24 protein-coding genes are annotated in these 23847 nt (G+C 38.8%); 4 read left to right on the top strand and 20 right to left on the bottom strand.

Going from position 1 to position 23847, the window contains the following annotated elements; all coding sequences use genetic code 11:
- Window positions 1-120: 120 nt before the first annotated feature.
- From ABFU83_RS01230 to recR, 4 genes are all read right to left on the bottom strand, one after another.
- Window positions 121-993, bottom strand: a complete 873-nt coding sequence (locus ABFU83_RS01230; RefSeq protein ID WP_136403085.1) for an ABC transporter permease — start codon at window positions 991-993, stop codon at window positions 121-123.
- Window positions 993-3461, bottom strand: a complete 2469-nt coding sequence (locus ABFU83_RS01225; RefSeq protein WP_347068267.1) for a polysaccharide biosynthesis tyrosine autokinase — start codon at window positions 3459-3461, stop codon at window positions 993-995. Before ABFU83_RS01225 ends, ABFU83_RS01230 begins: the two co-directional genes overlap by 1 nt.
- A gap of 3 nt (window positions 3462-3464) precedes the next feature.
- Window positions 3465-4262: a polysaccharide biosynthesis/export family protein gene (locus tag ABFU83_RS01220; protein ID WP_347068265.1), complete on the bottom strand. Its 798-nt coding sequence runs from the start codon at window positions 4260-4262 to the stop codon at window positions 3465-3467.
- A 94-nt stretch (window positions 4263-4356) separates the two neighbouring features.
- Entirely contained in the window at window positions 4357-4977 is a 621-nt protein-coding gene (gene recR, locus ABFU83_RS01215) for a recombination mediator RecR (protein WP_347068263.1), read from the bottom strand.
- Between the two features lie 109 nt (window positions 4978-5086).
- On the opposite strand from recR, the gene ABFU83_RS01210 reads away from it, so the two are divergent.
- Entirely contained in the window at window positions 5087-6586 is a 1500-nt protein-coding gene (locus ABFU83_RS01210) for a sodium:solute symporter (protein ID WP_347068262.1), read from the top strand.
- Here ABFU83_RS01210 and ABFU83_RS01205 read toward each other — a convergent pair.
- Complete coding sequence (locus ABFU83_RS01205; RefSeq protein ID WP_347068260.1) at window positions 6583-6939, bottom strand: CoA-binding protein; 357 nt, start codon at window positions 6937-6939, stop codon at window positions 6583-6585. The genes ABFU83_RS01210 and ABFU83_RS01205 overlap by 4 nt on opposite strands.
- A 146-nt stretch (window positions 6940-7085) precedes the next feature.
- On the opposite strand from ABFU83_RS01205, the gene ABFU83_RS01200 reads away from it, so the two are divergent.
- A complete protein-coding gene (locus tag ABFU83_RS01200; protein WP_136403079.1) occupies window positions 7086-7715 on the top strand; it encodes a MarC family NAAT transporter in 630 nt (209 codons plus the stop codon).
- 81 nt (window positions 7716-7796) lie between these two features.
- On the opposite strand, the gene ABFU83_RS01195 is transcribed toward ABFU83_RS01200, so the two are convergent.
- Genes ABFU83_RS01195 through ABFU83_RS01185 form a run of 3 tightly spaced genes read right to left on the bottom strand, consistent with a single transcriptional unit; the run spans window position 7797 to window position 12605 of the window.
- Window positions 7797-9056, bottom strand: a complete 1260-nt coding sequence (locus tag ABFU83_RS01195) for a T9SS type A sorting domain-containing protein (protein ID WP_347068257.1) — start codon at window positions 9054-9056, stop codon at window positions 7797-7799.
- A gap of 25 nt (window positions 9057-9081) precedes the next feature.
- Entirely contained in the window at window positions 9082-10485 is a 1404-nt protein-coding gene (locus tag ABFU83_RS01190; RefSeq protein WP_347068255.1) for an HmuY family protein, read from the bottom strand.
- A gap of 5 nt (window positions 10486-10490) precedes the next feature.
- Window positions 10491-12605, bottom strand: coding sequence for a TonB-dependent receptor plug domain-containing protein (locus ABFU83_RS01185; protein WP_347068253.1), 2115 nt, complete (start codon window positions 12603-12605; stop codon window positions 10491-10493).
- 188 nt (window positions 12606-12793) lie between these two features.
- Between ABFU83_RS01185 and ABFU83_RS01180 the strand changes: the two genes are divergently transcribed.
- Window positions 12794-13699, top strand: a complete 906-nt coding sequence (locus ABFU83_RS01180) for a DUF6607 family protein (protein ID WP_347068251.1) — start codon at window positions 12794-12796, stop codon at window positions 13697-13699.
- A 71-nt stretch (window positions 13700-13770) separates the two neighbouring features.
- On the opposite strand, the gene ctlX is transcribed toward ABFU83_RS01180, so the two are convergent.
- Entirely contained in the window at window positions 13771-14709 is a 939-nt protein-coding gene (ctlX, locus tag ABFU83_RS01175) for a citrulline utilization hydrolase CtlX (protein WP_347068249.1), read from the bottom strand.
- 21 nt (window positions 14710-14730) lie between these two features.
- Complete coding sequence (locus ABFU83_RS01170; RefSeq protein WP_347068248.1) at window positions 14731-15645, bottom strand: arginine deiminase family protein; 915 nt, start codon at window positions 15643-15645, stop codon at window positions 14731-14733.
- Between the two features lie 173 nt (window positions 15646-15818).
- On the opposite strand from ABFU83_RS01170, the gene ABFU83_RS01165 reads away from it, so the two are divergent.
- Window positions 15819-16184 (top strand): hypothetical protein, encoded by a 366-nt coding sequence (locus ABFU83_RS01165; RefSeq protein WP_347068246.1) that lies wholly within the window; start codon window positions 15819-15821, stop codon window positions 16182-16184.
- 50 nt (window positions 16185-16234) lie between these two features.
- On the opposite strand, the gene ABFU83_RS01160 is transcribed toward ABFU83_RS01165, so the two are convergent.
- The 10 genes from ABFU83_RS01160 to infA form a co-directional block, all read right to left on the bottom strand.
- Complete coding sequence (locus tag ABFU83_RS01160) at window positions 16235-17518, bottom strand: citrate synthase (protein WP_347068244.1); 1284 nt, start codon at window positions 17516-17518, stop codon at window positions 16235-16237.
- A 348-nt stretch (window positions 17519-17866) separates the two neighbouring features.
- Window positions 17867-19159 carry a phosphopyruvate hydratase gene (gene eno, locus ABFU83_RS01155; RefSeq protein WP_347068242.1) on the bottom strand — a complete coding sequence of 431 codons (1293 nt, stop codon included), beginning with the start codon at window positions 19157-19159 and terminating at the stop codon, window positions 17867-17869.
- 37 nt (window positions 19160-19196) lie between these two features.
- The gene (gene carA / locus ABFU83_RS01150) at window positions 19197-20306 is read right to left on the bottom strand and encodes a glutamine-hydrolyzing carbamoyl-phosphate synthase small subunit (RefSeq protein WP_347068241.1); all 1110 of its coding nucleotides are present in this window, start codon (window positions 20304-20306) and stop codon (window positions 19197-19199) included.
- A gap of 181 nt (window positions 20307-20487) precedes the next feature.
- Window positions 20488-20979, bottom strand: a complete 492-nt coding sequence (rplQ, locus tag ABFU83_RS01145) for a 50S ribosomal protein L17 (protein ID WP_300489944.1) — start codon at window positions 20977-20979, stop codon at window positions 20488-20490.
- 38 nt (window positions 20980-21017) lie between these two features.
- On the bottom strand, window positions 21018-22010 hold the full coding sequence (locus tag ABFU83_RS01140; RefSeq protein WP_136403067.1) for a DNA-directed RNA polymerase subunit alpha: 993 nt from the start codon (window positions 22008-22010) through the stop codon (window positions 21018-21020).
- A 25-nt stretch (window positions 22011-22035) separates the two neighbouring features.
- Window positions 22036-22641, bottom strand: a complete 606-nt coding sequence (rpsD, locus tag ABFU83_RS01135) for a 30S ribosomal protein S4 (RefSeq protein ID WP_136403066.1) — start codon at window positions 22639-22641, stop codon at window positions 22036-22038.
- A gap of 86 nt (window positions 22642-22727) precedes the next feature.
- Window positions 22728-23111: a 30S ribosomal protein S11 gene (gene rpsK / locus ABFU83_RS01130; protein WP_347068238.1), complete on the bottom strand. Its 384-nt coding sequence runs from the start codon at window positions 23109-23111 to the stop codon at window positions 22728-22730.
- Between the two features lie 11 nt (window positions 23112-23122).
- Entirely contained in the window at window positions 23123-23497 is a 375-nt protein-coding gene (gene rpsM / locus ABFU83_RS01125; protein ID WP_136403064.1) for a 30S ribosomal protein S13, read from the bottom strand.
- A gap of 2 nt (window positions 23498-23499) precedes the next feature.
- Entirely contained in the window at window positions 23500-23616 is a 117-nt protein-coding gene (gene ykgO, locus ABFU83_RS01120) for a type B 50S ribosomal protein L36 (RefSeq protein WP_002987490.1), read from the bottom strand.
- Between the two features lie 11 nt (window positions 23617-23627).
- Entirely contained in the window at window positions 23628-23843 is a 216-nt protein-coding gene (gene infA / locus ABFU83_RS01115) for a translation initiation factor IF-1 (protein WP_007136545.1), read from the bottom strand.
- Window positions 23844-23847: the final 4 nt, after the last annotated feature.

The following is a 23847-nucleotide window of genomic DNA, read 5'->3' as shown; positions in this document are numbered from 1 at the left end:
TCTGATTATTAGTTTTAAAATCGCAACGGATTGCGAGGTTTATTCATGCTTTCTACAGTTTTCAAAACCGGCTACAAATATAAGTGTTATTACCGGAGCTTTATACCTGGACTGTCGATTTTATATGGTATCGATAAAGCTTCTTTCCGTACGATTAAAAATAACCAATCCTAACAGAAAAATAACAATCGTACTTCCAACAGAATACAACAGTCCTAACATTGTAAAGGTTCCTTTGCCCAGAAAAGAATATTTAAAAAACTCAAAAATACTCGTCAACGGGTTAATATAGACAAGCCAGGAATAACCTTCCGGCAATTCTTTAATTACCTGTGACACCGGATAAATAACCGGCGTAACATACATATATAACGAAACTCCAAAAGAAACCACAAACGTGAGATCCCGATATTTAGTTGTCATGGAAGATATGATCATTCCGAGCCCCAATGAAATTAAAGCCATCACGAGCAGTAAAAACGGGGTAAGAATAATAGTCCATTTGGGTTCAATTGGAGAACCCTGCCACATATAATAGCCCATTACTGTGAGGAACAAGAGAAACTGGATTCCGAATTTCACCAGATTCGACACGGTTAAAGCCAGTGGCATAATGATTCTGGGAAAATAGACTTTCCCAAAAATATTCTGATTGGTTCTAAAGGTTTCGGAAGTGGTTTTAAAGCATTCGGAAAAGTAGAACCAAAGTGTGTTTCCGGCCAGAGCAAACAGGAAATACGGTATCCCATCCGATTGTAGTTTGGCAATTTTAAAAAAAACGATAAACTGGATTACAGACGTGATCAGCGGTTGGATTAAAAACCAAAGCGGTCCCAGAATTGTTTGCTTATAATAGGTTACAATATCGCGTTTTACAAACATCAGTAATAAATCGCGATACTTCCATATCTCTCCAAATTCGAATGAAAACAATTTTGCTTTAGGTGTAATTTCATACAACCATTTTTCCTTATCGGCTGCTTCAGTGCTCATTATTTTCGTTTAAAAATTTTCGATTTTATTTTTTCCCAGATCGTTTGATCTTTCATTTCTTCTTCGATATAACCGTTAACATAGGTTCCGTAACCGTAACCGTATCCATAACCGTATCCATAGCCATAACCATACTGCGACTTGTTTTCAAAACCATTCAATACGATACTGATGTTATGAAGTTCTCCTCTTTTGTGTTTTTCATTGACGATTGCCAGCATTCCTTTTTTGGTAACGCCCTGACGAACCACATATAAAGTTGCATCACAATATTGTGCTAACTCCAATGCATCCGAAACCAACCCAACCGGGGACGTATCCAGAATGATGTAATCATATAATTCTTTTAATTCGTCGATCATGGCTGTCATCGCCTGACTAATCAATAATTCTGATGGATTGGGCGGAATCGGCCCCGCTGTAATGACATCCAGAAAAGGTACGTGCGTATGTTGCACAATTTCCTGTATGCTCTTTTGTCCGATCAGGTAGTTCACTACCCCGATATTGTTTTCGATGTTAAAGTCGCCAAAAATTCTCGGTTTTCGTAAATCCAGACCGACAATAACCGTTCGCTTTTCACTTAATGCAAAAACGGTAGCCATGTTGATCGAACAGAATGTTTTTCCTTCGCCACCGACAGATGACGTGAGCATTAAAATTTTAGTACCGTCGAGTTTTTGCTTTTTATATAAAAACTGAAGGGACGATCGTATGGATCGGAACGATTCGGCCAAAGGCGATTTTGGTTTTTCATAAACCGACATATTCGATTCGGTATGTTTTTTTCCTACAATCCCGATAATCGGAATCGCAGTAAGTCGTTCGATATCTTCCGTTCCGTGGATGGAATTGTCCAACAGTGTAATCGTAAACACCACAATCAGCGGAATTAAAATTCCCAACAGTAAGGCCAAAATATAATTCACACCTGTTTTGGGCCCCAACAATCCGCCGCCTACATCTTTGGCGGTATCGATAAATTCAATATCCGACACATTGGATGCTTTAACGATATCGGCTTCACTTCTTTTCTGAAGAAATGTACTGTAAATATTATCGTTCAGATCGTATTTCCGGGTGATCTTCATCAGTTCCTGCTGTTCTTCCGGCAACTGCCGGATGGTACTTTCGGCCTGACCAATTCTTTTATTGATGATACCCAGGTCGATCGTAATGGCATTTTTAGCGGAATTGATATTTTCCAGCAATACTCTTTTAGTGGCATTCATCTGGTTATCGAACTCATCAAAAAGTTTCTGACTTTTAACCGAGTAGGCCATTTCCGAACGTTCTCTTGAAAGCTGGATCAGCTTCGCGACATTGGTCACAATATTTGGATCTTCAATCCCGGCAACCGTAGGCGCTGGTAATTTCGAATAATCGGTACTTTTTTGCAGGTAATTGCTCAGGGAATTATAGTAATTGATTTTACGTGTAATCCCGTCTTTTTCGATATCAAAATTTGATAATTGCTCTGTGATTTTTTCACCACCGCCCTGAAGTTCGAATACATTTTTATCTTTCCGGAAATTTTTCAATTCTTTTTCGGAATCTTTTAAATGTTCTTCCATTGCAATGAGCGTGCTATCGATAAAAGCGATCGTATTTTTAGCAAACTGATTTTTACTGTCCAGTTGTTTTTTTCGCAATACATTAACCGTCGTATTCAGATAATCGACCAAACGTTTTTTATTGGTTCCCTGTAACGAAAGGCGTACAATCGATCCGGCCTTGGTATCGATCTCTACATTCAGTCCTTTATAAGCGGCTACCGTACCGTCAAAATTATTAAAGCGGATGTAGTATTCGTTTCCGCTATAAAAACCCGGATTAGCATTAATCAGTACTTTAAGATTCAGGAAAGGCAATTGTACCGGTTCGCCTACGGCAAACTTTTTTTCGAACGTTCCAGCCGATACATTTACGTTTTCGGTAGTTCCCTGTAAATAATTATAGGTTTTTACCGATGTATTTTCATCAAACGGAATCGATACAACATATTCCTTTTCGTTTATAAAGCGTATCAGCACCGGAGTATCCGCAAGCTGATTTTTATTTTTATCGATCTGAATATAAAAAGGCGTTTCACCGTAAACATCCTGAAAATTGTATTTGCCTTTTTTCAGGTAATCAATATAGAACTCCAGTTTATCCACCACATATTCGTTATGCGTACGCGATTTAAGAGTATTGATTACGGTTTGCACCTTATCGGAAGTTCCGCCCCAGTTAAAAACCAAACTGGTATTGGACGTGAAGAACGGATTGTTTTCGTCTTTTATCACAATAGAGGCATCCATTCCATAAATTTTTTCTTTTCGGATGTTAACCTGATAGGCGATAAAAAAAGTAACAATAAGACAGGCTAAGAACCATTTCCAATAACTGACAATTTTTAAAAGCAAGCCTTTAAAATCGAAATTATTTTGATTTTCAAACAAGGAAAAGTCTTTAGTACTTAGCATACACTATAAGTTTTTAAAGAGTAAAAACGTTGTCGTAACCAATGACATCGCTGTTATGATTGTCGCCACCGTTTGTGTTCCGGTAGTTCCCGTTCCCCACGATTTTTGTTTGAGCGGCTTGACATAAATATAATCGTTGGGTTGTATATAATAATACGGAGACTGCATTGCTTTGGCATCGGTAAGGTTGATGGTGTGCATTTCGGTACCGTGTGGATACTGCCTGATGATCATTACTTCTTTCCGATTTCCGGTCATCGTAATATCGCCGGAATTGGCGATCGCCTGCATAATCGTAACCTTATCCTGATAGAGTACTTTTGTTCCGGGAACCGTTATTTCACCATTAATCGTATAACGGAAACCAGCCAGACGGACATCAACAAAAATATTGGCTTCTTTTTTAAAGTATTCTTCCAACAATTGTTTTTCAATCCGAACCCGTACTTCATCAAGCGTATAGCCCAGTACATTTATTTCGCCCAGAACCGGAATACGGATGTTTCCGTGATCGTTTACCGAAAATCCGTTAAAATACAGACTTTGTTCCGTTTCACCATTGGCACTACTACCTGCGGCAGCGGCAGGGTTAAACATAGCAACCAGTTTCTGGTCCAGTGCTTTTATTTTAATGCTCACTACATCGTTGGTTTGTATACGGTAGGGTTTAAACAGTACGGGATTTACCGCCACAGCCAGCGTATCTTTACTATAGTTCTGCAAATACAATAATTCTTTATTGGACACACACGAAACCGAAAAGATTCCGACCAATAGTAACATTAAAAATGTTTTTATCATTCTGATGACTTTTTGAGCAACAAATATAGTTTATCAAAGGCTATTTTCCGTACGGCACTATAGCTTTACAAAGAAACGTTAATTTTTTAAAGTTTTAAGAATTTTTAATGGCATTTTCAAAAGGAATTCGATGCAAAATACTACGTCCCAGCGTTACCTCATCGGCATATTCGAGCTCGTCGCCAATGGCAATACCGCGCGCAATAGCCGAAACGATTACATCACAGTCTTTGATTTGCCTGTAAATATAGAAATTGGTCGTATCGCCTTCCATGGTCGAACTCAGTGCAAAAATAATTTCCTTTATCGCTCCGGATTTTACTTTTTCCACCAGCGATGGAATATTTAACTGACTTGGCCCTACACCGTCGATTGGCGAAATCTTTCCTCCCAATACATGATACAAACCTTTGTATAATCCTGTATTTTCGAGTGCCATCACGTCACGGATATCTTCGACCACACAAACAACCGATTGTTCCCGTGTAGGATTGGAACAGATATGGCAGATTTCTTCATCGGAAATATTATGGCAACGGGTACAAAACCGGATGCCTTCCCGAAGTTGGGTTAAAGCATTTGCCAATAGCTGTGTTTGCTCTGTCGGTTGCTTTAGCAAATGAAGCACCAGTCGTAACGCCGTGCGCTTTCCGATTCCCGGTAACTGCGCCATTTCATTAACAGCCTTTTCCAATAATTTAGACGAAAATTCCATAGGGACAAAATTACTGTTTTTAATTGAATTTTATCTCACCTCTATCCGCTGAAAAAGTGATCTCAAATTAACATTTTTTTGTATTTTGGCTCCACCTAAAATATCAAAAATGACACCTTTTACCATATTGACCATCATTGTTATTTACTTTGGCCTTTTAATCCTGATATCCAATGTTATCAGTAAAAAAGACCATAGTAATGATGCCTTTTTTAAGGCTAATAAAAACTCCAAATGGTATCTGGTGGCTTTCGGGATGATCGGAACGGCACTTTCGGGTGTTACGTTTATTTCCGTTCCGGGTGAAGTTGGCTCTCCTAACGGGGAACAATTCAAATATTTTCAGTTTGTACTCGGAAACGCAATTGGCTTTATCATTGTTGCCACTGTATTGCTACCGTTGTATTACCGAATGAACCTGACATCGATTTACGAGTATATGGAAAAACGGCTGGGCCACTACAGTTATAAAGCCGCCGCATCTATTTTCCTATTGAGCCGTACCATCGGATCGGCCTTTCGTTTGTATCTGGTTGTGATTGTTTTACAACGCTATGTATTTGATTATTACAACGTGCCTTTTTCCTTTACTGTACTGATATCACTCGGTTTGATTTTTGCTTATACCTATAAAGGCGGTCTCAAAACGATTATTATTACCGATACCTTACAAACCTTATTTCTGGTATCGTCGGTATTTTTTACGATTTATTTTATCTGCGACAGCCTTGACTATAACGCCATACAGGCTTTTGAAGCTATAAAAGAGAGTAATTATTCCAAAATATTCTTCTTTGACGATTTTATCGGAAGCCGTTACCATTTTGTAAAACAGGTATTGGGCGGTATTTTTGTGACCATTGCAATGGTTGGACTGGATCAGGATTTGATGCAAAAAAACCTAAGCTGTAAAAATATTGGAGAAGCCCAAAAGAATATGTTTTCATTTACAGCCATTTTTGTGGTGATCAATTTATTTTTTCTAAGTGTAGGTGCTTTATTGTATTTGTATGCCGGCAAAAACGGAATCGAAGTGCCTTTGGATACCATAACCGGTAAACCGCGTACGGATTTATTATTCCCGGAAATTGCCTTTCACCATTTAACACTCATTCCTTCAATTGTATTCCTGTTAGGACTAACGGCCGCTACTTTTGCGACAACCGATTCGGCATTAACCGCGCTAACCACTTCTTTTTGTGTGGATTTCTTAGGGATGGACAAAGCCGAAAATGCCAACAAACCGAATATTGTAAGAACCCGCCACCTGGTTCATATTTCCTTTTCCTTATTGATGTTTCTGGTGATCATCATTTTTAACGAAATCAACGATGCTTCAGTAGTTAGTATGATCTTTAAAATCGCTTCGTATACCTATGGTCCGTTATTGGGATTATACGCATTCGGATTATTTGTCAAAAGCCGCGATGTTCGCGACAAATTAGTTCCTTTTATCTGCGTATTAGCCCCGGCACTGACCTTCTATTTAAGTCAGCATTCAAAAGTGTTTTTTGGCAATTATGTGTTCGATAGCGAGTTGATCATTATCAACGGATTTATCACATTTTTGCTTTTACTGGCGATTAGTCAAAAAAGAAAAACGGCTTAAAACTGGTTGGTCGTTAACAATACCAACGTACAGGCAATTTCACAATCGATACCGTTTGCTTGCAACAGGCGGTAGAATCCCGGATTTTCCGTTCCGGGATTAAAAATCACGCGTTGTGGTTTCAGATTGATAATATAGTCATAATACTCCTGTTGGCGAACCGGATTCAGGTATAACGTAACCGTATGCACACCGGTAAATGGTATTTTTTCCGTTTCGATGGTAACGCCTTCCACCACTTCTTTTTTAAGTCCAATTGCCACGACTTCGTGTTGGTGTTTTAACAGACTTTTCAATGCCATATTCGCATAACGCTCCGGATTTGACGAAGCTCCGATAACCAATGTCTTCATATTCGTATATTTACGTATAAAATTACGTATTTATCGCTTATTTTCTTACATTTCAAATCAATTATAACATTGTTTTATCATAACTTTGAAATAACACTCCCCTAAAGTCGAAAGGAATATTAACCTTTTATTTTGCAAAAAAAACTATGGAACTATTTATTTACATTTTCGCCGCTCTTTTTTCCGTTTTAAACCCTTTGGGTGTTATCCCGATCTTTGTTGGATTGACACATCACGAAAGCAGCGCGGAACGATCGAGAATCTCGTTATGGACCGCTGTAAACGTTTTTATTATTCTGGTTATTTCGTTTTTTATCGGCGAATATGTATTGAAGTTTTTCGGTATCAGTATCGATGCGTTACGTATTGCCGGAGGATTAGTCATCGTAAATTCGGGATTTGCATTACTATCCGGGAAATTCAACAAAACAAGAGGTGTGAATAAAAAAGTGGCGCACGATGCTCAGAAACGAAGTGATATTGCGTTAACGCCACTAGCAATCCCGATGTTGGCCGGACCGGGTTCCATTTCCTTATTGATTGCGTTTTATCAGGATTTTACCGAGGTGACCGAAAAAGCGATTGTCTGCTCGGCAATTTTAGCGGTAGCGCTTACTATTTTCATCATTCTAAAAAGTGCGCATTACCTTTCCCGTATTCTTGGTGCTTCGGGAATTGTAGCGATTTCGAGAATTATCGGTTTTATCGTTATCGCCATCGGAATACAATATATCAGCAGTGCGGTGGTGAACATCTTAAAAACCGTATCGCCCTAAAAAGAAGAAAGAGATTCCAATACTGAAATCTCTTTCTAAAACAAAAACAAACATTTAAACTAACTACTCAATTGGAAAGCATTACTTTAGGATTACTTTTTTAGTAATCGTACTACTTCCCGACTCAAGATTCAGTATATAGATACCGGTTCCTAAAGCAGATAAATCCAATTCTCTGTTGTAGAATCCCTGAGCAGTTTCGATAGCGGTTTCGAAAACTTTCGCACCGGTCATCGAATAGATACTCACTTTACTATTGGCATCCATATTTTCTTTACTATCGTAGATCAAATTGATTTTTTTATCTAAAGACGGATTCGGGTAAATTCCGAAAGCGATTTTATCTTCAAATGATACGGTACCCAAAGCATTGGTTACATCCTGGTAGTTGAATGTAATCACTCCGGTTGAACTTCCAACAAATGATGTGAATACCACACGGTAAACAGTACCATTAGCTTGTTTTACATAGTATGCTTTCGATCCGTCGATAGTATAAGTCGATCCGTTAAACGTTTTCCAGTCGTATCCGATAGTATTGATAGCCGAAGCAAAAGTAAGGTTAGCCGTATTCATTACACCTCCTGGCTCTACATTTTTAGCCACTTTAACATCCGGGTGGTGTAAAGCACCTGTTACCTGATATTTCGTTGTAGTTCCTCCCATTGGGTAATCGGTTGTAAACTTAGTAAAGATCAAATCCCAATCGGCAGAGGCCGGCTCAGCTGTAACCGCTGCGTCCGTTTCCAAAGAGAAATAATTAAAGATATTGTTCGGGTTCGTCGAATTCGCTACCACTTTTGTCTGATCGGCGCTCCAAGTACTTGTTCCGGCATTCCAGGTTGCATAGGTAAAGGTATATCCTCCGAAGAAGTCATCAATTTTGAATTTTTTATAGGTCCCGTTTGGATATTTCAATACAAAAATGATTGATCCGGTTACGTGGTGGTTTGCCATATTATATTCACCCCAACCGTAGGTAGCCGTACCATAATCGAAAGCTCCTTTAGTCCACTCGATATCACTGTTGTATAGACGTGTCCAGTTTGCCACCTGACTTACATCGATAGAAGCCCAGTTACTTACTGTATTAGAAGCCTGGTATACTTCGATACCTTTTGCATCGTTAATACGGGTTGCAAAAGCCATCGCACTTTTTCTGTAGAAAGCAACATCCCAGGAACTGTGTGGATACGCATTGGTTACTCCCGGAGTTGCGAATTTAAAATACACCTGGTTCGCGTAACTTGGTCCCATAGTTACCGTTCCTTGCTGAACGGTCTGAGCGCCCGCAAATGAACCAACCAGCATTGCTGCTAAAAGTAGTATTTGTTTTTTCATAGTAGTACTAGATTTAATTATATATTTATTGTATCAGTTTATATTCAAATTTTGGATATCCCCGTACGCCACCTTCATTTAAGAATTCCAGCATTCGCACTTTATAGTAGTTCCCATCGGCGTCTTTGATCACATAGAAACGATCAGTATAGGCACTACCGGTAAATACATCACGCCATTCGGCACCAATCACACGCTGATCGTCTATAAAATTGCTTTCCACTACGTTTGTCATCGCGAAATTGCCAAAATTCACAGCCGAAGTTACCGCTACCCGATATCCTTTTACACCTGCTTTCAGGTTATTCAATACGAAATCGGAATAACCATAAGAGCCAGAACCCTGGATTTCGTTGGTGAATACCGTAAAGCAGAGATCCCATAAATTCTTTTGCGGTTCTACATTCACCACATTTTGTGTCGCCAGACTAAAGAACGTAAAGTTGTAATCCGGTTTTTTAGGGATCGAAACCTGTTGGTGTGTCGTACTGTTCAAATCGGCATATTGCAACATATAGTTGTCACCGTCGCGTAAGATTCTTATTTTTTTCCATCCACGGGCATCACCTGCAATGGCTACAGTTCCCGCCGGAGGTGTTGTATTACCGATGGTATATCCCATATTTACCAGATAGACATTGTTTTCGGCGTCGTTTGCCGAAATTTCAGCGATTGCCGTTTGATTGATCAAACCATTTGGTGCATCGATATAATTGGTATTCGAAGGATCGAAAGTACCAACGGCAACCTGCGGGAAAAAGGCATTTACACTGGCTTCGTTTACCGCATCGATATTCGTAGCGTCTAATTTTTTAACTGCCATATATAACGAACCATTGATGGTTACACGGAACTGGTTTCCGGAATAAAACCCAAGATCCCAAATATCTCTACGCGAACTCGTCATGGTTTCTTTACTCAAGTCTACAAAAATCTGATTCCCCTGGTTTGGTCCTCCGATTTCCGGCAATAAGGTCGCTCCCAATGATCGTTGGAATGAAACCAATGAACTGGTATAACCCTGAATGGATGCTTCACCGGCATAGTTAATCGCCACTACTTCCATCAAAATGGATTTTTCGTCGTTATCAAATGGATAAATCAGGTTTTTAAATGTAAAGGTCAATTCACTTTGTCCTTTTGCAAACGGCAGTTCTAAAACACCACCCTGTGCTTCCGGAAGCGTACTAAAGTCGACACCATAGCTGGCATGGGTTCCGGATAATTTGATGCTGATTTTTCCATCGGTTTTTGCCGGTTCCGAAAAAATAAGCTTCATTTCCCTTTGATCCGGAATCGTTGAAAAATCGATCGATTGTCTTTCGAAAGCAATCACAAAAGGATTCTGTTCAACAGTATAATCTTTTTCGCAGGATGCTGTTACGAACAGGATCAGGAATAATGCTAGTTGTAGTATTTTAGATTTCATGTTGATTACATATTTAACTTATACAATAATTTTACGAAGTAGGATCTTCCGTAACCCATCAGGATATTTGTTCCGGCTGCCGAATGCGCTCCGGCTTCTGTAGCCGTGGTATTAATCGTCGTGATGTCCAAAAGGTTTCTCGCTCCGATAGTTGCTTCCAGTTTTTTATCCAGAAATGTTTTCTTGATTGTCGCATCCAACCAGGTAAATGGATTTTGTTTTCCTCTTTCCAATGCGCCGTTTCTTTCTACAAACTGATATTGCGGTCCGTTATATTTTACATAGGCCGAGAAAACAGTCCCCCATTTTGGTATGGTATACGACGTATTCGCATTTAATTGGAAGGCATACAGATAATCGTCATTTGACAATACACCGCTGTCTAACACTTTAGATATTCCGGAGAAGGTAACCCCGAAATTACCGGTAAAGTTTTTGTATTGTGCCGTATTGGTTAGCGACAATCCCCATGTTTTATACACATCAATATTGTTATATTGGTATACTAAAGGCGATTGTTGGATAATGATCATTTCGATTCTGTCTTTCACATCCATAAACCAACCCGAAAGTTTGTTTTGCATGCTAAAAGCCTCGTTGAATTTGGTATCTTTTTTCAGGTGTAGGAAAATTGATTTTCCTTGTTCCGGATTCAAATTCGGATTCCCCTGAATGTTATGGTTTACATCGACCATATAGGTATACAACTCATCGAAGTTTGGTAGTCGTGGTGCCGTACCTATAATCGCACGCAATTCGTATCCGCTGTCGAAAGCATATTTCGCACTAAGTGAAAGCGCCGCCTGTGTATCGAATTTGGATGACAACAACATACGTACACCCGGGCGAATGGAGAAGCGTTTATTAAAATTGATTTCAGAAGAGGTGTATACATCGTACGAGTTTAATTCTCTTTCGATATTTTCACCGTTAAACAATCCGGCTAAGCTGGTAATATATCCTTTCACGCTGTTTACTTCGTATCCCGCCTGAAGATTAAAGGTTTCGTTTTTCAGGAAATTGGAGAAAAAACCTTTGGAATAATATACTTTTCGGGATTCGTATTCTAATTTTTCGGTTCCAAAATGCTCCTGCTGACGGATTCTGTAGTTGTATTTCTCAAGATCACGGGTTTGCTCCTGATAGGAAAACGACACATCGTAATTCATTCCGTTATCTCCAAATTTTCCGGAAGCGTTTAAATGATGATAATAACGTGTAGAACTGTAGATTTCATCTTTTGCTATCGGGTTATCTGTTGCGGTAACCGGATCAAAATTTTGCTGTACATCGGCACTAAAACGATCGGTTGTTTCTTGAAAGAACTCAAACTTATAGAACAAACGGTAGTTTTTTGTAGTGTACGCTAATAATGATTTGGCGTTTAACTGTACTTTCGGCAACCATTCGTAACCTCTAAGTCCGTCGTTGTTTACATAATTTTCACCCATTTTATCGTTCCAGAATCCTTTAAAGTCGTTACGGGTAAACATTGCGTTAGCATAGAACTTATCGGAGAAATTATGTCCGATTTTGATCGACTGAATATGACGCCCTTTGTCGGCAAAATTATATTCTTTTCCAACCGTCTCTTCCTGAATATAAGGTGTCACTTCCCATTTATACTGAGACGATTTTTTGGTGATGATATTGATAATTCCGGAAACGGCATTCGCACCGTAGTCTACTCCCATGGAACCTTCCACGATTTCGATTTGCTGAATATCATCCAGGTTAATTTGTGTCAGGTCGGTATTATTTCCCAGACCTTCGTCGTTTACAACCGGAATATTATCGACTAATATTTTAAAATACTGCGCATCCAATCCAAACAACTGCACACCCGATTTTCCGGTAGAAGCATTTGGTATAATATTAATATTTAAGGTCTGATTTAGGATGTCCGCCAGGTTATTTCCGGCTTGTCTGTCGATATCGGCTCTGGTGATTACTTTTACTTCGAAAACCGATTTTTTAACCGATTGCGGATTGTATTGTCCGGTTACGACTACTTCATCCAATTTGTTAACTTTAGGGACGATGCTGTCATTTTCTTGTGCAAAACCGGAAAAAGCTCCCAGTAGAAATAACCCGCTGCAAATTTTTATTTTGAAACCCATGCGTTTTTTTGTACGTTTTTTTGAGTTTAATAATTGTTGATCAACCAAATAGGAATTTGAAACAACATTTTATTATATTAATTTAGACTTATTATTAATAATTTCCTGCAAATGTAAGTGATAATTTTTATTCATTCTAAATAAATTTAATATTTTTGCACAGGAAATTTTTTAATTAATACATCATAATGAAAAATCTAAAACAAAAACTAACTGTTGCTTTATTGTTCGCAGCCTTTTTAGGTCATGCGCAAGGCAATAAGAAAAAACAAGACATCGACGCGATCAAATCTATGTGTGGATGTTATGAGGTAGAGTTTAATTTCGCAGAGACTTTTAAAACTACAAAAGACGAGAATTACAAACCATCCCCTACAAAATATGACAAAGGATTAGAGTGGGTAGAATTGGTTGAAGACAAACCCAACAAAATCGTAATGCAGCATTTGCTAATTGTAGGAGACACTATGATTGTAAAACACTGGAGACAGGATTGGGAATTTGAAAACACCCGTTTATACGATTTCTTTAAAGACACGTCATGGAAATACAAAACGCTTTCTAAAGCCGATGTAAAAGGGCAATGGACACAACGGGTATTCCAGGTAGACGATAGTCCGCGTTATGAAGGAACCGCGACATGGGTTCACGTTGACGGAACTTCATACTGGAGAAACTATACTGATGCGCCACTTCCACGAAGAGAACACACCATCCGTAACGATTACAACGTTTTAAACAGAAGAAACGAGCATGAAATCACGAAATTCGGATGGATCCACAACCAGGATAACAAAAAAATCAAACGTGACGACGCTGGTAAAGATGTGGTATTAGCACAGGAAAAAGGAATCGACATCTATACAAAAGTAGCCGATTCTAAATGTGTTGCCGCTCAAAAATACTGGAAAGAAAACAAAGCGATGTGGAAAAACGTTCGCGACAAATGGCAAACTATTTTCGACCGAAATAAAGATTTAAACTTAGAAGAAAAAGTAAATCGTAAATCGTTATTCGGCTATTTATTCGACTTAAAAGGAGATACTCCAAAAGCAGAAACGGATAAAATTATCGATAGCTTTGTAAAGAACTAATACTTTATACAAAACAAAAAGAGGCAGTTCAAAAGTGTGAACTGCCCCTTTTTTTTATAGCTGAGTCTTAACTACTCTCCTTCCGGCAAAAATACTTCCGCCATCATACAACGGGCACTTCCACCACCACAGGCTTCAATCGTATCCAGACTGGAGCTTAAAATCTCGCAGTGTTTTTCGATTTTTGCGATCTGATCTTTTGTCAGACTCTGATGCGCCGAAGCACTCATCACCAAATAACGCTTGTCATTAGCACCGCGTACCTGCAGCATATTTCCAGCGAAATTATTTACCTGATCTTCCGTGATCAATATAATTTCTTTTCCATCTGATTTCAGACAATCCAACACCATTTTACGTTCTTTGGTATCATCGATACAATCGGCACAGATTACTGCAAATGTTTCCGCCAAACACATCATCACATTGGTATGATAGATATGCTTGCGCTCTCCGTTTACCGTTTGATACGCTTCAAAGATTACCGGGTTTAACTCAAAATCTTCGCAAAACTCAATCATCAGTTCTTCATCTGCTCGTGGCGACAAAGCGCAATAGGCTTTTCCGTTTTCACGATCCAACAATAAACTTCCGGTTCCTTCCAAAAAGATATTATCTTCTTCTGCGGAGGTATAATCCACAATATTCTCGATTTGAAAACCTTTTTCTTCCAAAATATCCAATATATCCTCACGACGTTCTAAACGACGGTTTTCGGCAAACATTGGATACAAAGCCACATCGCCGTTTTCGTGGAACGAAATCCAGTTGTTCGGAAAAATACTGTCCGGCGTGTCCGGCGTAACGGTATCTTCCACAACGATAACGTTTACACCCACGTTTTTTAGTTTTTCAACAAAAGCATCAAACTCTTCCTGTGCTTTGGCATTTACCGTAGCCGGCAACAGGTTGTCCAATACTTTTTGGTAATAATTATTTACAGCCGTTTGTTCGTTCATCCGGAACGCCACCGGGCGGATCATCAAAATGGTATTTGTTGTTTGTTTCATAACACTATTTTCTTAAAATTATTAATCCCGGATCAACGGTAAAGTGGAACATCGCAACAATCCTTCCTGTTTTGCGATTTCGGCATACGGAATTTCCTCTACAGTAATTCCTTTACTACGCAACCAGTTATTTAGTCTTGTAAAATTGCGTTCCGATACCACCACATCCGGCGCAATTGAAAACACATTCGAATTCATCTGATACATCTCCTCTCTTTCGATATGGAACAGGTTTTCCATTCCAAAAAGATTCACCAGGTACATATAATCGGCTTCTTCGCGGAAACCACTTTTATAGATAATTCCTTTATCAGTTCCCACCGGTTGAAAACAGCAATCCAGGTGTAAGGCATTATCTCTCGGTTCAATTTTCGATTTTACCAGATCAAATTCTTTTACGATTTTATGTGGGAAAAGTTTTTTGATATAGGCCACACCTTCCATATTAGTACGCGCTGTGATATAATCTTTGTAATCACTTCCTTTATACGTTCCGATAAAAATATGATCATTCCACACCATTACATCACCACCTTCAATATGTACTTCTTCAGGCGGACGAACCACCTTTTGCGGGTCCATCTGATCGATTATATATTGGATCGCATCCAATTCTCTTTCGCGATCCGGTAATATATTGGCTTTCACAAATGTATCATCAATCACAAAACCGATATCACGGGAAAAGATTTGGTTATAGCTTTCTATAATTTCCGGACGAAACACTTTAACATCGTATTTTTTGAAAACGGCATTAAAGGCGTCCATTTCTTTGATCATATCTGATTCTACAGGATAAGTTCCCGCTTTAATATGTTCTAATGATTTCGGATCATAGGCCTCTTCAATTGTGGGCGTAGGTCCATTATTTACTGCAGTACCTAAAACGACGGCTCTAAGCCGCGACGTTTCATTTTTCACATTTAGACTTAACATAGCTTTTGGCTTTTGGCAAATATAAACAAAGGGGTTTGATTAATAAAAAAGTCCCGATCAAATATCCGTCAGATTATGAATTATTCTTTCGAATTATAATAACTTAAAAATAAAGCAATTATAAGCTAACAAAAAGTAATTTTTTAATACATTTACTTAAAAAACTACAAAACATGGGATTATCAAGCTTTTTTAGTTCGCTTTTCGGAAAGGCCAAACAGACTACCGAAAATGTTGGCGATGCCTTACATAATACGTCTGAAGCGGCATCAGACAAAATCGAATCTTTTTCCAAAGAGGTAGCTGATACCGTTACTGATATCGGTGATACGGTTTCTAACAAACTGGAAGAAATGGGCGTATCGGAAACGGTAACCCACTTTGCCGACAAGGCCAAAGACACCATAACCGATGCCGGCGAATGGTTAGAAGAAAAAGCCGCCGATGCAAAAGAGTCGGTTTCCGATTGGATTAATAAGGCCGAAGATAAAGTAGATGATGTATCCGACGATACGGAAGCAGAAAAAACTACAGAATAAAAAAAATCCCGAAGTTGTGCTTCGGGATTTTTTATTTATGATAACAACTATTATCTTTCGTTCATTGGTTTAAAAGAACGCAATGCATAACCCGTATACACCTGACGTGGACGTCCGATTGGTTCTTTGTTCACCCGCATTTCTTTCCATTGTGCAATCCATCCCGGAAGACGTCCGATTGCGAACAATACGGTAAACATATCCGTTGGAATTCCTAAAGCGCGGTAAATAATTCCGGAATAGAAATCTACGTTTGGATATAAGTTTCTCGATTTGAAATACTCATCCTGTAAAGCCGATTCTTCTAATTGTTTCGCGATGTTCAAGATTGGATCGTTAACTCCTAAAGTAGCCAATACTTCATCAGCTGCTTTTTTGATGATTTTCGCACGTGGGTCGAAGTTTTTATAAACACGGTGTCCGAATCCCATTAAACGGAAAGGATCGTTTTTATCTTTTGCTTTCGCCAAATATTTCTCTGCATCACCTCCATCTTTCTGGATTTCTTCCAACATTTCCAATACCGCCTGATTTGCACCTCCGTGTAATGGTCCCCATAGAGCAGAAACACCGGCAGAGATTGAAGCAAATAAACCAGCATGAGACGAACCTACCATACGTACTGTTGACGTAGAACAGTTTTGTTCGTGATCAGCATGAAGGATGAATAATTTATCCAATGCATCTACGATAACCGGATTGATTGTATACGGTCCAGTTGGTAATTCGAACATCAAACGAAGGAAGTTTTCCACATATCCTTTCGTATTGTCGTAGTAGTTTAACGGGAAACCAGAAGTTTTACGGAAAGTCCAGGTAGCCAATACCAGGAATTTACCCATTGTTTTACAAACAGCGGTGTACATTTCCTCTTCGTTTTCAACATTGACAACTTTCGGATTAAACGCTGTAAGCGCACTTGTTAGTGAAGACAGAACGCCCATTGGGTGTGCGGTTTTAGGAAAACCATCGATGATGTTTTTCATTTCTTCATTAACCAACGTGTATTTACGGATATCGTTTTCGAATTTTTCTAATTGAGCTACTGTTGGCAACTCGCCAAAAATAACCAGATACGATACTTCTAAAAAGTTTGCTTTTTCGGCCAGGTCTTCAATGGCATATCCTCTGTAACGAAGAATACCTTGTTCCCCGTCAAGGAAAGTGATATCACTTTTACAAGATCCTGAATTTTTATACCCCGGGTCAAGCGTAATCGCGCCAGTTGCAGCACGTAATTTTTCTATATCGATAGCAACTTCGTTCTCGCTTCCTACTATTACCGGGAATTCATATTTGTTGCCATCAATTTCTAATATTGCAGTTTTTGACATGTTTGTATTAGGAATTAAATGTAAAATATTTTTGTTATCTGCGAATTTAAGCAATTCCAACCGAAATGGAAAGAAAATCAAGCAAGGAAATCGTTAATTATTCCGTAAAAATTAAGCGTAAAAATTACATTTTTCACATTTTTTACCGCACAAAAAAACACCCTGTAAAGTCGTGTTTTCACAAGTTAAATTACGTTACTAAAAATTGCCGGGATGTTACATAAAACACACTTTTTTACCGCTATTTTTCATCATGAGACACCGGACAGGTTTTCCAAACCTGTCCGGTGTAATGCAACAAAAAAGGCCATCCTTATCGGACAGCCTTTTCCTATACTTAAAGTATTCTTATTTCACTTTAAATGCTCTTTCCTTCGGAAAGTAGGCCACTTCGCCCAATTCCTCTTCAATTCGGAGCAATTGGTTGTATTTTGCCATACGGTCGGAACGGGAAGCCGATCCGGTTTTAATTTGTCCGCAGTTTAATGCTACAGCCAGGTCGGCAATAGTATTATCTTCCGTTTCACCGGAGCGGTGTGACATCACAGATGTATAACCTGCATTATGCGCCATGTTTACTGCTGCAATCGTTTCGGTTAATGTTCCGATCTGGTTTACCTTGATCAGGATGGAATTGGCGATATTTTCGTTAATTCCTCTTGACAAACGCTGTACATTGGTTACAAATAAATCATCACCTACCAACTGTACTTTATCACCGATTTTTTCGGTTAATAATTTCCATCCGTTCCAATCGTCTTCATACATTCCGTCTTCAATGGAAATGATCGGATATTTTGCAGTCAAGTCGGCTAAATATTGTGCTTGCTCTTCAGACGTTCTTACTTTACCGGTAGCGCCTTCAAATTTGGTATAATCGTATTGACCGTCGATATAAAATTCGGATGCTGCACAATCCAAAGCGATCATAACATCATCACCAAATGTATATCCGGCATTTTCTACTGCCAATTTGATTGAATCCAAGGCATCTTCGGTACCACCGGCCAGATTTGGAGCAAAACCTCCTTCATCTCCAACAGCAGTACTTAAATTTCTATCGTGTAATACTTTTTTCAGGTTATGGAAAATTTCCGTTCCCATTTGCATCGCATGGGTAAAGTTTTGCGCTTTTACCGGCATGATCATAAACTCCTGAAACGCGATAGGCGCATCGGAATGCGATCCACCGTTGATAATATTCATCATTGGGACCGGAAGTGTGTTTGCTGAAACACCACCTACATAACGGTATAATGGCATTCCCAGTTCGTTTGCTGCCGCTTTTGCCACAGCCAGAGAAACTCCAAGAATTGCGTTTGCCCCTAAATTGGATTTATTTGGTGTTCCATCCAATTCGATCATTACTTTATCGATCGCATTTTGTTCGAAAACCGACATACCCACGATTTCGGATGCGATCGTTATATTTACATTTTCCACCGCTTTTAAAACACCTTTCCCCATGTAGGCTTTTCCGCCGTCGCGTAATTCGACCGCTTCGTGCTCTCCGGTTGAAGCTCCCGACGGAACAGCAGCTCTTCCCATGATACCGTTTTCGGTAAATACATCTACTTCTACTGTTGGATTACCTCTGGAGTCTAATATTTGTCTTGCGTGAACTTTAATAATCATGCTCATAATGGATACTTTTTGATTGCCTTTAAAAAAGGCCGGATTAATTTTTAGCTAATTTAATGTTTTCGACGAATTGGTCAAATAAATAACGGGCATCGTGCGGTCCGGGACTTGCTTCCGGATGGTATTGTACCGAAAAACAGCTTTTGTTTTTCATTCGCATACCGGCAACGGTACCGTCATTTAGGTGGACATGGGTAATTTCAAAATCAGGGTGTTTTTCCAATTCTTCACGAACTACGGCAAAACCGTGGTTCTGAGACGTGATCTCCCCTCTGTTTGTGATTACATTCATCACCGGGTGATTGATTCCACGGTGACCGTTAAACATTTTATAGGTCGAAATTCCATTCGCTAAAGCAATAATCTGATGTCCGAGGCAGATTCCGAAAACCGGAACATCGGTAGCCAGGATCTGACGTGCCACTTCCTGTACCTCTTTTAACGGATCCGGATCACCAGGTCCGTTGGATAGGAAATACCCATCCGGGTTAAACGCTTTTAAATCTTCAAAGGAAGTATTGTATGGGAATACTTTGATATAGCAATCTCTTTCGGCCAGGCATCTCAGGATATTCGTTTTGATTCCTAAATCGAGCGCTGCGATACGATAAGTTGCCTTTTCATCACCAAAAAAGTACGGCTCTTTTGTCGACACCGTTGAAGCCAATTCCAAACCTTTCATATCCGGAACGGCGGCCAATTGTTTTTTCAATTCTTCCAACGGTGTTCCATCGGTACAAATTACGGCATTCATAGCGCCATTATCGCGGATATAACTCACCAAAGCACGGGTATCCACATCGGAGATTGCCACCAGGTTTACTTTTTCGAAGTATTCGAATAAGCCTTCGGAAGCATCGGGTCTGGAATAATTAAAGCTAAAGTTTTTACAAACCAGTCCGGCAATTTTGATTCCATCGGAATCTACTTCATCTTCATGAACACCGTAATTTCCGATGTGCGCATTGGTTGCCACCATGATTTGTCCAAAATACGACGGATCGGTAAAAATTTCCTGATATCCGGTCATTCCGGTGTTAAAACAAACCTCTCCAAAAGTGGTTCCTTCAATTCCTATGGATTTTCCATGGAAAACAGTTCCGTCACTTAGTAAAAGGATGGCTTGATTTCGATTTGAATATTTCATTGTGTGTTGTGTTGTAAAATTTTGCAAATTTAATCTAAATTCTTCTTTCTGGAAACTATTCGGACAAAACCGCTGTTCTTTTTTCATTTTGGTGATTGGGAACCGAAAAAAAAGGCAAAAAAAAAGGACAAACTTAAAAAGTTCATCCTTAATTTTTATTGAAGAATCAATTGTTTCATGATTATTCAGTAGCTTCTGTATTTTCAGTAGTTTCAGCAGCCGGAGCTTCGGTAGCAGGAGCAGCTTCAGTCTTTTTAGCTCTACCACGACGAGTAGTTGCTTTTTTAACTTCTTTCTTACCTCCGTTGTACAATTCGTTGAAATCTACAAGTTCGATCATTGCCATATCAGCGTTATCTCCAAGACGGTTACCCAATTTAATAATACGAGTATATCCACCTGGACGATCACCAACTTTAGCAGCTACTTCTCTAAATAATTCCGTTACCGCGTATTTGTTACGTAAGTAAGCGAAAACAACACGACGGTTGTGAGTAGTATCTTCTTTTGATTTTGTTACCAATGGCTCTACAAATTGCTTTAAAGCTTTCGCTTTAGCAACAGTAGTATTGATACGCTTGTGCTCGATAAGTGAGCAAGCCATATTAGCCAACATAGATTTTCTATGTCCAGCCTGTCTGCTTAAATGATTTATTTTTTTTCCGTGTCTCATTGCTATACAATTTAATCGCGCTTTTAGGGCGGACTAGATTATTCTTTATCTAATTTATATTTAGTCAGATCCATTCCGAAAGTAAGCCCTTTAACAGCGACTAATTCGTCAAGTTCTGTTAATGATTTCTTACCGAAGTTACGGAACTTCATCAGATCATTTTTATTAAATGATACTAAATCGCCTAGTGTATCAACTTCAGCCGCTTTTAAACAATTTAGTGCTCTAACAGAAAGATCCATATCGACAAGTTTGGTTTTAAGCAATTGTCTCATATGTAATGATTCTTCGTCGTACGACTCTGTCTGAGCAATTTCATCAGCCTCAAGTGTAATTCTTTCATCAGAGAACAACATAAAGTGATGAATCAACGTTTTAGCTGCTTCTGTTAAGGCATCTTTAGGGTGAATAGAACCATCAGTAATGATCTCAAAAACTAATTTTTCATAGTCAGTTTTTTGCTCCACACGGAAGTTTTCTATTGAATATTTTACATTCTTTACTGGAGTGTAAATAGAATCTGTAAAAATAGTTCCTATAGGTGCATTAGGTTTTTTGTTTTCTTCAGCAGGAACATAACCACGCCCTTTTTCGATAGATAATTCCATGTTAATGGTAATTTTGCTATCAAGGTTGCAGATAATCAAATCCGGGTTAAGCACTTGGAAGCCAGAGATAAATTTTTGAAAATCACCGGCCGTAAGTTGCTCTTTACCAGAAAATGAGATAGAAACAGATTCATTATCGATATCTTCGATTTGACGCTTGAAACGTACTTGTTTCAAGTTCAGGATGATTTCTGTAACATCTTCAACCACACCGGAGATAGTAGAGAATTCGTGATCCACGCCTTCAATACGAACCGAAGTGATTGCATATCCTTCCAAAGAAGAAAGCAAAACACGTCTTAATGCGTTACCAACAGTCAATCCATATCCCGGTTCTAAAGGTCTGAATTCAAATTTACCTTCAAAATCGGTTGAATCGATCATGATAACTTTATCGGGCTTTTGAAAATTAAATATTGCCATATTTATTTCGACTGATGTCTAATTATTATTTGTTGTACAACTCTACGATTAACTGTTCCTTAATGTTTTCTGGAACTTGGATTCTTGCCGGTACAGAAACGAAAGTACCTTCTTTAGTATCATTATTCCAAGTAATCCATTCGTAAACAGTGCTAGAATTAGATAACGAGCGTTCGATAGCCTCAAGAGATTTTGATTTTTCACGAACAGCAACTTTGTCACCTGGTTTAAGGTGATAAGAAGGGATATTTACCACTTCACCATTTACAGTGATGTGACGGTGTGAAACGATTTGACGAGCAGCACGACGAGAAGGAGCGATACCCATTCTGTATACTACGTTATCTAATCTTGCTTCACATAATTGGATTAACACCTCACCCGTTACTCCTCTAGAAGCAGCTGCTTTTTCGAATAAGTTACGGAACTGACGCTCTAAAATTCCATATGTGTACTTTGCTTTTTGTTTCTCCATTAACTGGATAGCGTACTCGGATTTTTTACCTCTTTTTTTCGCTAAACCGTGTTGCCCTGGAGGGTAATTTCTTTTTTCGAAAGATTTGTCATCTCCGAAGATCGCTTCACCAAATTTACGAGCGATTTTAGTTTGTGGACCAGTATATCTTGCCATTGCTAAAAATTAAAAAAGGTAGGGATTATGAATTCAGGTCTTTCCTCCGATAATCTTGTTCCTACCTTAGGTTATACTATAAATAATTAAACTCTTCTTCTTTTTGGAGGGCGACATCCGTTGTGTGGCATTGGAGTTACGTCGATGATTTCGGTAACTTCAATTCCTCCATTGTGAAGAGATCTGATAGCAGATTCTCTACCATTTCCAGGACCTTTAACGTAAACTTTTACTTTTTTAAGTCCTGCTTCTAAAGCAACTTTGCTACAATCTTCTGCTGCCATTTGAGCTGCATAAGGAGTATTCTTTTTAGAACCTCTAAAGCCCATTTTTCCAGCTGAAGACCAAGAAATAACTTCACCTTTCTTGTTAGTTAAAGAAATGATGATGTTGTTAAAAGTTGCACTAATATGAGCCTCGCCTGTTGATTCAACGATAACTTTACGCTTTTTTGTATTTGCCTTAGCCATACTACTACTTATTATTTAGTTGCTTTTTTCTTGTTAGCAACAGTTTTTCTTTTACCTTTTCTTGTTCTAGAGTTGTTTTTAGTTCTTTGACCTCTTAATGGAAGTCCAGCTCTATGACGAATTCCTCTGTAACATCCGATATCCATTAAACGTTTGATGTTTAATGAAATTTCAGAACGTAATTCTCCTTCAATTTTGAAATAAGAAACAGCTTCACGGATTGCTCCGATTTCGTCGTCATTCCAATCTTGAACTTTTTTATCTTCGCTTACGTTAGCTTTAGCTAAAATCTCTTTCGCTCTGCTGTCCCCAATTCCGAAGATATAGGTTAGCGCGATGATTCCTCTTTTATTTTTAGGTATATCTACCCCTGCAATTCTTGCCATAACTATCCTTGTCTTTGTTTAAATCTAGGATTCTTTTTATTAATAACGTATAATCTTCCTTTTCTACGCACAATAATGCACTCGGCACTTCTTTTTTTAACTGATGCTCTTACTTTCATTTTAATAGCCTTTAGTATCTATAAGTAATTCTTGCTTTAGACAAATCGTAAGGGCTCATCTCTAACTTCACTTTATCACCAGGTAATAATTTGATATAATGCATACGCATTTTACCAGAGATATGAGCAATTACAATGTGTCCGTTTTCTAATTCTACACGGAACATAGCATTTGATAATGCTTCAATGATTGATCCGTCTTGTTCTATTGCTGATTGTTTTGCCATAAAA

The sequence above is a fragment of the Flavobacterium sp. WV_118_3 genome (assembly GCF_039778605.1).
In the GTDB taxonomy this organism is placed as follows: domain Bacteria; phylum Bacteroidota; class Bacteroidia; order Flavobacteriales; family Flavobacteriaceae; genus Flavobacterium.
The sequence above is the reverse complement of the archived record's forward strand: the minus strand, read 5'-3'. Positions and strand labels throughout refer to the sequence as shown.

What these genes read in the sequence shown, in the direction of transcription:
- ABFU83_RS01230 (WP_136403085.1), bottom strand. Translation starts at nt 993, where the DNA reads ATGAGCACTGAAGCAGCCGATAAGGAAAAATGGTTGTATGAAATTACA.
- ABFU83_RS01225 (WP_347068267.1), bottom strand. Translation starts at nt 3,461, where the DNA reads ATGCTAAGTACTAAAGACTTTTCCTTGTTTGAAAATCAAAATAATTTC.
- ABFU83_RS01220 (WP_347068265.1), bottom strand. Translation starts at nt 4,262, where the DNA reads ATGATAAAAACATTTTTAATGTTACTATTGGTCGGAATCTTTTCGGTT.
- recR (WP_347068263.1), bottom strand. Translation starts at nt 4,977, where the DNA reads ATGGAATTTTCGTCTAAATTATTGGAAAAGGCTGTTAATGAAATGGCG.
- ABFU83_RS01210 (WP_347068262.1), top strand. Translation starts at nt 5,087, where the DNA reads ATGACACCTTTTACCATATTGACCATCATTGTTATTTACTTTGGCCTT.
- ABFU83_RS01205 (WP_347068260.1), bottom strand. Translation starts at nt 6,939, where the DNA reads ATGAAGACATTGGTTATCGGAGCTTCGTCAAATCCGGAGCGTTATGCG.
- ABFU83_RS01200 (WP_136403079.1), top strand. Translation starts at nt 7,086, where the DNA reads ATGGAACTATTTATTTACATTTTCGCCGCTCTTTTTTCCGTTTTAAAC.
- ABFU83_RS01195 (WP_347068257.1), bottom strand. Translation starts at nt 9,056, where the DNA reads ATGAAAAAACAAATACTACTTTTAGCAGCAATGCTGGTTGGTTCATTT.
- ABFU83_RS01190 (WP_347068255.1), bottom strand. Translation starts at nt 10,485, where the DNA reads ATGAAATCTAAAATACTACAACTAGCATTATTCCTGATCCTGTTCGTA.
- ABFU83_RS01185 (WP_347068253.1), bottom strand. Translation starts at nt 12,605, where the DNA reads ATGGGTTTCAAAATAAAAATTTGCAGCGGGTTATTTCTACTGGGAGCT.
- ABFU83_RS01180 (WP_347068251.1), top strand. Translation starts at nt 12,794, where the DNA reads ATGAAAAATCTAAAACAAAAACTAACTGTTGCTTTATTGTTCGCAGCC.
- ctlX (WP_347068249.1), bottom strand. Translation starts at nt 14,709, where the DNA reads ATGAAACAAACAACAAATACCATTTTGATGATCCGCCCGGTGGCGTTC.
- ABFU83_RS01170 (WP_347068248.1), bottom strand. Translation starts at nt 15,645, where the DNA reads ATGTTAAGTCTAAATGTGAAAAATGAAACGTCGCGGCTTAGAGCCGTC.
- ABFU83_RS01165 (WP_347068246.1), top strand. Translation starts at nt 15,819, where the DNA reads ATGGGATTATCAAGCTTTTTTAGTTCGCTTTTCGGAAAGGCCAAACAG.
- ABFU83_RS01160 (WP_347068244.1), bottom strand. Translation starts at nt 17,518, where the DNA reads ATGTCAAAAACTGCAATATTAGAAATTGATGGCAACAAATATGAATTC.
- eno (WP_347068242.1), bottom strand. Translation starts at nt 19,159, where the DNA reads ATGAGCATGATTATTAAAGTTCACGCAAGACAAATATTAGACTCCAGA.
- carA (WP_347068241.1), bottom strand. Translation starts at nt 20,306, where the DNA reads ATGAAATATTCAAATCGAAATCAAGCCATCCTTTTACTAAGTGACGGA.
- rplQ (WP_300489944.1), bottom strand. Translation starts at nt 20,979, where the DNA reads ATGAGACACGGAAAAAAAATAAATCATTTAAGCAGACAGGCTGGACAT.
- ABFU83_RS01140 (WP_136403067.1), bottom strand. Translation starts at nt 22,010, where the DNA reads ATGGCAATATTTAATTTTCAAAAGCCCGATAAAGTTATCATGATCGAT.
- rpsD (WP_136403066.1), bottom strand. Translation starts at nt 22,641, where the DNA reads ATGGCAAGATATACTGGTCCACAAACTAAAATCGCTCGTAAATTTGGT.
- rpsK (WP_347068238.1), bottom strand. Translation starts at nt 23,111, where the DNA reads ATGGCTAAGGCAAATACAAAAAAGCGTAAAGTTATCGTTGAATCAACA.
- rpsM (WP_136403064.1), bottom strand. Translation starts at nt 23,497, where the DNA reads ATGGCAAGAATTGCAGGGGTAGATATACCTAAAAATAAAAGAGGAATC.
- ykgO (WP_002987490.1), bottom strand. Translation starts at nt 23,616, where the DNA reads ATGAAAGTAAGAGCATCAGTTAAAAAAAGAAGTGCCGAGTGCATTATT.
- infA (WP_007136545.1), bottom strand. Translation starts at nt 23,843, where the DNA reads ATGGCAAAACAATCAGCAATAGAACAAGACGGATCAATCATTGAAGCA.